Raw genomic sequence first — 6,383 nt, 5'->3', positions numbered from 1 at the left:
AATACCCAGCATATATCCCAAAAAGTCCGGCGATATACTACAAAATATGAATTTTTCAAGGTAATATAGGAATAGGGGCAAACTTATTTATGGTTTTGACCCCAACATCATTATTATATATTTATAAAAGGTGCTACCGATAGACGGCTAGCCCCCACTAACTTAAATCAAAAACGATCGCTGTGGTTGGGGAACTTACTGGCGGTCGTTTTTGCTTGTGTTTTTATGTTCTTCATCTTGGGTGATATAATTCCATACTTCGCATCACCTTCAATATAAAAATGGTTCCGTGTCATCATTTACTGAACTTAAAGTAATGATATCATAGAACCATCGATTAAGTCTATATGGAAGTGGAGCAAACAAGGATGTTGCTCTTATGTATATATGCAAAGAGTATCATACGCAACCACCCTTTATAAACTTTTGTTTATATTTCTCTTATAGATCATTTAGGCTTTTCATCATGCCTTTATGGTGACAAGTACCGCTTTGTTGGTACTTTCCCCCTGCTTCCCATGCCTGTCACTAATATCCCTATTGGAAACAGATTGTTTTTCCATAGCGTTCTGCCGCCTGTATAGTTGTTTTGGTTCCGCTACTCTTTCCAATATCGATCACATAAAGTATATCAGATAATCCTGCTATGATCCGGTTTCTTTGAGGGAAATGATATCTTTCTGGAGGAGTTCCGGGAGGATATTCGGAGATTAACAGACCGGTTTCTGCTATTGCTTCTTTGAGTTTTTTGTGTTCAGGCGGATAGCAGTAATCTATTCCAAATCCCAAAACGGCAATTGTAAAACCTCCATGATTTATTGCTGCTGTATGAGAATAAGAATCGACTCCTTTTGCCAGGCCACTGATCACTGGGTAATGATGCTCGACCATCTGGATTGCTGTTTTTATTGCGCATTCTTTTCCTTCCGGGCTGCAGCGTCTTGCACCAATGATTCCTGCTCCATGTGTCCAATTTTCTTTTACAGTTCCCTTTGCATAGAATAAGATCGGAAATTCCGGATTTTCTCTTATATTTTCAGCAAACTCCGAATCCTCATATTTGATTATGTGGATTCCCTGTTTTCTGCAGTCTTCCTGAATTTGTTTTGCCTTCTCCATGGATTCCTCTGTACCTGATTTCAGCAATTGAAGATGATGTGCAGTAGCTTTTCCCTGCGGTACCAACAGCATTCTGTTCTGATAGATTTCATAAGGATCCCCAAATTCTTCAAGCAGTATATGCCAGCTCAGAGGTCCCAGCCCTTTGATACATTTCAACCAGATATAGTACAATTCCATAAAACCACCTCTCGCTCATGTTTCATAAAAATGTTCTATTTGATCACATACATATCACTGTTACTCTTATCCAGATCACGACAGCTCAGGACAAAGATCATATCCTCCCTGTTGATGGTCTCCGCTCCACGCAGATCCGCTGCAGTCCTCGCCAGTCTCAGCAGTTTATGGATCACTCTCGCACTATATCCATATTTTTCACTGGCAGATCTGAGAATCTTTGTAGTCTCCTTATCTATTTTGCAATATTTTTGGATCATAGACGTAGTCATCTGTGCATTACAATTTACCAATATTTCTTCTTTAAAACGTTCCTGCTGGATCTTCCGTGCCCACTCTACCATTTGCCGAAGTTCTGCTGATGTCCGTTCACTTTTTTCTTCCTCCAGGTGAAAATAATCCACATGGCGCACATTCTTCTGAATATCAATGCGCTCCAATATCGGACCGGAAATTTTCCCCCGGTAATGGACAATCTCATAATCCGTACACCTGCACCGGCTTCCCGGATAGTATCCACATGGGCAGGGATTCATCGTAACCACCATTTTGATACAATCCAACGGTTGCACCCCCTTTTGCACCCCCTAAACAATGGCTTTTGCGTCTCTTTCATCAGAGATTACTTTAGACTACTCTTCATATTTTGAGAATTTACAGAGCAGCCTTTCGTTCCATTAAAAAAGAGATATCAACGCGCCAGGGTCAATATCTCTTTCTTCTTATTATAATTCACTTGTCAAGCTTTCGCAGTATTCCTCTTCCCAGGCAAAATGTTCTTCTGAACATTTTTCGCACCAATTGAAAGCATCATCCATGATAATTCCCATGTCGGCCATGTCCGCTATGAAATTGACGGGATCATCGACTGGGACCATGCTGCCACAAGTCTCGCAGTGAACATAGATGTTGTTTTCTCTAAGCGGATGAAATGAAATAGTTCCGTCCTCGTTTGCTATTCTCACATAACTGAAAGTTGTTTATTAAACTTTTTTAGGAATTAAACTTTTACTTTTGTACTTGTTGTGTTATACTACAACCGATCAATTTGCTCAAAGGAAGCAATTTTTTTGCAAATTCTTAAGATGCTTTGAATCTATAGAACATTTAGAAATGAGAAGTTGTAACCTATGGTAATCCTTGCGGTGTGGGGGGCTACGGGGACAATGCCCTATGAAGAAAGTATCGCATTTATTCCAATCTTCGTCGCAGTTGCCATGACTTTGGGATATGATGCCATAATCGGTGTGGCGATATCCATAGTACCTGTCGGTGTGGGCTTCGCGTCCGCGACTGTCGATTCATTCACCATCGGTGTCGCACAGACAATTTCAGAACGGCCAATGTTCTCTGGAGTGGGATACAGTCTTTAACGGATTGTGGAGGAGGTAAATCATGTATAATGAAGCGCTGACATGGATAGAAAATGCATTGGATTCTCTTCATGAAACCGGAAAAATGGGAAGTCTGCATTGGAGAGCGACCTACACAGAGGAGGATCATAAAGCACTGAAACTTTTGGAGCAATGGATGCGGGGAAAAAATTTAGAAGTATTTTACGATGATATTGGCAATCTCTTCGGAAAAATAGAAGGAGAGCAGGATAAAATCGTCTTAACAGGTTCTCATCGAGACACTGTAAAGAACGGCGGGAAGTACGATGGCGCCTTGGGTATAATTTGTGCGATTGCTGCCGCAGGGGCACTTTACGAGGAATTCGGTAAACCGAAAAAGAGTGTGGAGGTTGTCGCATTCTGTGAAGAAGAAGGCAGTAGATTCCTCTCCGGATATTTGGGCAGCCGCTATTTCGTTGGGCAATTATCGGATGACATTCTGCTGGAACGGGATGCGAATGGAATCACGCTGACAGAGGCAATCCGGCATGCGGGATTTTCCGGAAAAAGAGCGCAAAAATCACTGCAAATGCAGAAGGTTGAACGCTTTATCGAATTGCATATTGAACAGGGCGGTGTGTTGGAGCAGAGCGGAGAGCAAGTCGGCCTGGTCACCTCGATTGTGGGGCTTTTGATTGGTAAAATCACAATTGACGGACATCAAAACCATGCAGGCACGACACCGATGCATCTGCGAAAAGACCCGGTGACGAGAGCCGCACAGTTCATCACAGAAATGAATCAATGGGCCATGGCCTACAACGAAGCGGTCACTTGTACGTTTGGAGAAATTCAAGTGTTTCCGAATAAGAGCAATGTCATTCCCGGTTCCGTCAGCCTGTCTTTTGATATTCGTTCGACATCTCCCGCTATACTGCAGGAAGCACGGATGAGAATCCAAAATCTGCAGCAGCAGGATGGGTTCCATTACACCTTGGAATTTGCGGCACCGAATGCTCCGGCACAGATGGATGAGGATGGGCTGAAGCTATTAGAAGAAGCTGCAAAAAAGCTGCATCTGTCCTATCGAAAAATGCACAGCGGTGCCGGTCATGACGCCGAGATGGTAGCACAAAATATAAAGACAAATATGATTTTTGTTCCAAGCGTCGGTGGAATCAGCCATTCGCCATTGGAATATAGTAAGATGGATGATATCGGTCATGGGTACTTGTTGTTAAAAGCTTTTTTACGAGAAATTGCATGGGGTCATGAAGAAGAAAAGGCTTGAAAAAAGAAAAACCGCGTATTCAAAACAAGCGCGATACATTGTCAACCACCACTGATTCTACACACTCAATGTGTAAGTGAGGTTGAAACAGCCTGAAATTTCAGCATTTCGCTTGACTTTCAGGCTATTTTTTTGATGTACCCAGTTTTATGGTGCCTGTCACCAATGTCCGGTCGCAAAACAAAAAGTGCCGTGTTCCCGGCCTGTCGGCCAGAAACACGGCATACAAAGTATTTTGCACGGCTGCAATTTTACCTATCAATCCTCCTCTACATGATCCCTATAAGTATCATCACCATACACCTTCACCAAAGCATCCATTGCCTCATAGACGCCTTGCTGTGCTGCTTTCTTATACCAGTAGACTGCTTTTTCATCATCCGCCTCCACTCCGCCGCACATATACATTTCGCCCAAGGCATACTGTGCATTTCCGTGGCCCTGTTCTGCGGCTTTTTTATACCAATCAAAAGCCTTTTTTAAATCAGTCTCATCAGTCTCACCCGGTATTCCCTGGAAATACATATCTCCGCAACGACACTGGGCCTCGGCATCCCCCTGCATTGCGGCCTTTTCAAACCACTCCCGTGCCATTAATCTGTCACGCGAGCTTATTCCGTGGGAATATATATCTCCGCACTGGAATTGTGCATGGACATTGCCCTGTTCTGCGGCCTTCTTATAGAAAAAAAGCGCCTTTCTCCGGTTTACCAGCCCGGATTCTCCGTATCCGCTCATATACATATCGCCGCATTTGGCTTGTGCCTCGGCATCGCCCGTTTCGGCCGCTTTTTCTGCCAATAGCAGCTCAATATATTTTTCTGCACGCAGCCAACGGGCTTCATCCAACCCGGCGAGCTTCTGAAAAATCCTGTCCAAAACATCCGCAGGCACAGCGGTTTCCATCACATTGGCCTGCACCGCATTGTCTTTTTCCGTCAGCATAAGCCCATCCTCCTTGTTATCTCTTCACATCTTAACAGGTTCGTTTGTTCTTATTTTTTTCTTTTTTATTTCTTTTGCATCTCTGCAAAAAGCCCTTAGCCAATGCGTGCCCCTGCTCCGCTGCTTTTTCCATCCATAAGAACGCCTGGTTCATATCCACCGGTGTCCCCTCGCCCTTGTAATACATCGTGCCACAGGTATATTGCGCTTCCGAATACCCTTTTTCCGCGGCCTTCTTAAACAGAGAAAGCGCTTTCTTTTTATCGGTCTGCGTTCCTTCCCCTCTGTAATACATATTCCCCAAATAATACGGTGCCTCGTCATGGCCGTGCTCAACGGCCTGCTCAAACCAGTACAGCGCCTTTTCCGGATTGGCGGTTACTCCCTCGCCTTTGTAAAGTGTACAGGCAAGTTCAAATTCTTTTTGAGGCGTCATCTTGGTTGTCTCATCGTATTTTTTCAGCCAATATTGTGCCTTTTCAGGATCGGCTTCGGTTCCCTCGCCAGATAAGTACATCTCGCCGCATTTGCGCTGCGCTAAAGCGTGCCCTTGCTCTGCGGCCTTCTCAAACCAGTACAATGCCTTTTCACAATCTCGCTCGCCGGTTACGGTTCCCTGGTAATACATATTGCCACAACAGTTCTGCGCCCAATCGTCTCCCTGCTCTGCGGCTTTTTCAAACCAGTACAGCGCCTTTTCGTAATCAATTTCCGTTCCGTCGCCTCTATAATACGCCACGCCCAAAGCCCTTTGGGCATCTGCATCTCCCTGTTGTGCGACTTTCTCAGTCCAGTAGAATGCTTTTTCAAAATCAGCTTCTGTCCCTTCGCCATCATAATACATGGCGCTGCAATCGGCTTGGGCTTCGATACACCCCAACTGCGCAGCCTGTTCAAATAAAATGAGAGCCCTTTCCTTATCCACAGGCACGCCGTCCCCCTTGTAATACTTACAGCCGTTTTTGTACAGTTCTTCGGCGCTCATGTCTTTTGTCATTTTTATTCCTCCCACCTTTTTTTGAAGCACATGGATTCTCCTTTCTTTCAGGAGCTTATTCGCCAATGTACTCATAAAATAATCGGAAAGGCACGCATCGATGGAAACGATACGTTCTTTCTTTTCCCGGTCGTTTTTTGAGAAAGCCTTTTTTCCCATATTTTTATGGTGCCTGTCACCAATGTGGTCAACTTAAGATATTTATATATTTTTTAGTTTTATTTTATAAATATTTAATCTTTTTGTGCTATTTTCTACTTGACAAATTAATCAAAATGTGTTGCGCACCCCTTAAATATTTAAATTTAAGGAGGTATCACATATGAACTGTTATCAGAATATTTTCACCAGGATCATCATCTGCATACGGCATCTTCTTGCTTCCACTGATTTTTTGAATCAGTACCGCGTTGAGAACCATTTTGTCCGTAAGAGAAAACTTTCCCTCCGTCAGGTCGTCTTTTATCTACTGCATACCAATCATTGTGCCATGCATCAAAATATCTCCAGAATCTGC

6 protein-coding genes and 1 pseudogene are annotated in these 6,383 nt (G+C 43.7%); 3 read left to right on the top strand and 4 right to left on the bottom strand.

All coding sequences use genetic code 11. The features are described 5' to 3' along the window. Positions 1-537: 537 nt before the first annotated feature. Both ACTNEW_RS16005 and ACTNEW_RS16000 read right to left on the bottom strand, forming a co-directional pair. Complete coding sequence (locus ACTNEW_RS16005; protein WP_441062771.1) at positions 538-1,299, bottom strand: DNA-processing protein DprA; 762 nt, start codon at positions 1,297-1,299, stop codon at positions 538-540. A gap of 35 nt (positions 1,300-1,334) precedes the next feature. After that, on the bottom strand, positions 1,335-1,862 hold the full coding sequence (locus ACTNEW_RS16000) for an ATP-binding protein (RefSeq protein ID WP_441062770.1): 528 nt from the start codon (positions 1,860-1,862) through the stop codon (positions 1,335-1,337). A 567-nt stretch (positions 1,863-2,429) separates the two neighbouring features. Between ACTNEW_RS16000 and ACTNEW_RS15995 the strand changes: the two genes are divergently transcribed. Together ACTNEW_RS15995 and ACTNEW_RS15990 are read left to right on the top strand one after the other, a co-directional pair. Then, positions 2,430-2,672 (top strand): hypothetical protein, encoded by a 243-nt coding sequence (locus tag ACTNEW_RS15995; RefSeq protein WP_441062768.1) that lies wholly within the window; start codon positions 2,430-2,432, stop codon positions 2,670-2,672. 22 nt (positions 2,673-2,694) lie between these two features. After that, the gene (locus ACTNEW_RS15990) at positions 2,695-3,924 is read left to right on the top strand and encodes a M20 family metallo-hydrolase (RefSeq protein WP_441062766.1); all 1,230 of its coding nucleotides are present in this window, start codon (positions 2,695-2,697) and stop codon (positions 3,922-3,924) included. Between the two features lie 258 nt (positions 3,925-4,182). Here ACTNEW_RS15990 and ACTNEW_RS15985 read toward each other — a convergent pair whose 3' ends face one another. Both ACTNEW_RS15985 and ACTNEW_RS15980 read right to left on the bottom strand, forming a co-directional pair. Then, positions 4,183-4,869 carry a tetratricopeptide repeat protein gene (locus tag ACTNEW_RS15985; RefSeq protein WP_441062764.1) on the bottom strand — a complete coding sequence of 229 codons (687 nt, stop codon included), beginning with the start codon at positions 4,867-4,869 and terminating at the stop codon, positions 4,183-4,185. A 31-nt stretch (positions 4,870-4,900) separates the two neighbouring features. Continuing rightward, entirely contained in the window at positions 4,901-6,025 is a 1,125-nt protein-coding gene (locus ACTNEW_RS15980) for an SEL1-like repeat protein (RefSeq protein WP_441062762.1), read from the bottom strand. A gap of 163 nt (positions 6,026-6,188) precedes the next feature. On the opposite strand from ACTNEW_RS15980, the pseudogene ACTNEW_RS15975 reads away from it, so the two are divergent. After that, positions 6,189-6,383 (top strand): annotated as a pseudogene (locus ACTNEW_RS15975) (IS4 family transposase); the annotation flags it as partial.

Origin of the sequence: Blautia sp. HCP3S3_G3, assembly GCF_052063365.1 — a bacterium.
GTDB lineage: Bacteria > Bacillota > Clostridia > Lachnospirales > Lachnospiraceae > Blautia_A.
The sequence above is the reverse complement of the archived record's forward strand: the minus strand, read 5'-3'. Positions and strand labels throughout refer to the sequence as shown.

Coding starts and splice junctions, on each gene's coding strand:
- ACTNEW_RS16005 (WP_441062771.1), bottom strand. CDS start 1,299: ATGGAATTGTACTATATCTGGTTGAAATGTATCAAAGGGCTGGGACCT.
- ACTNEW_RS15995 (WP_441062768.1), top strand. CDS start 2,430: ATGGTAATCCTTGCGGTGTGGGGGGCTACGGGGACAATGCCCTATGAA.
- ACTNEW_RS15990 (WP_441062766.1), top strand. CDS start 2,695: ATGTATAATGAAGCGCTGACATGGATAGAAAATGCATTGGATTCTCTT.
- ACTNEW_RS15985 (WP_441062764.1), bottom strand. CDS start 4,869: ATGCTGACGGAAAAAGACAATGCGGTGCAGGCCAATGTGATGGAAACC.
- ACTNEW_RS15980 (WP_441062762.1), bottom strand. CDS start 6,025: ATGGGAAAAAAGGCTTTCTCAAAAAACGACCGGGAAAAGAAAGAACGT.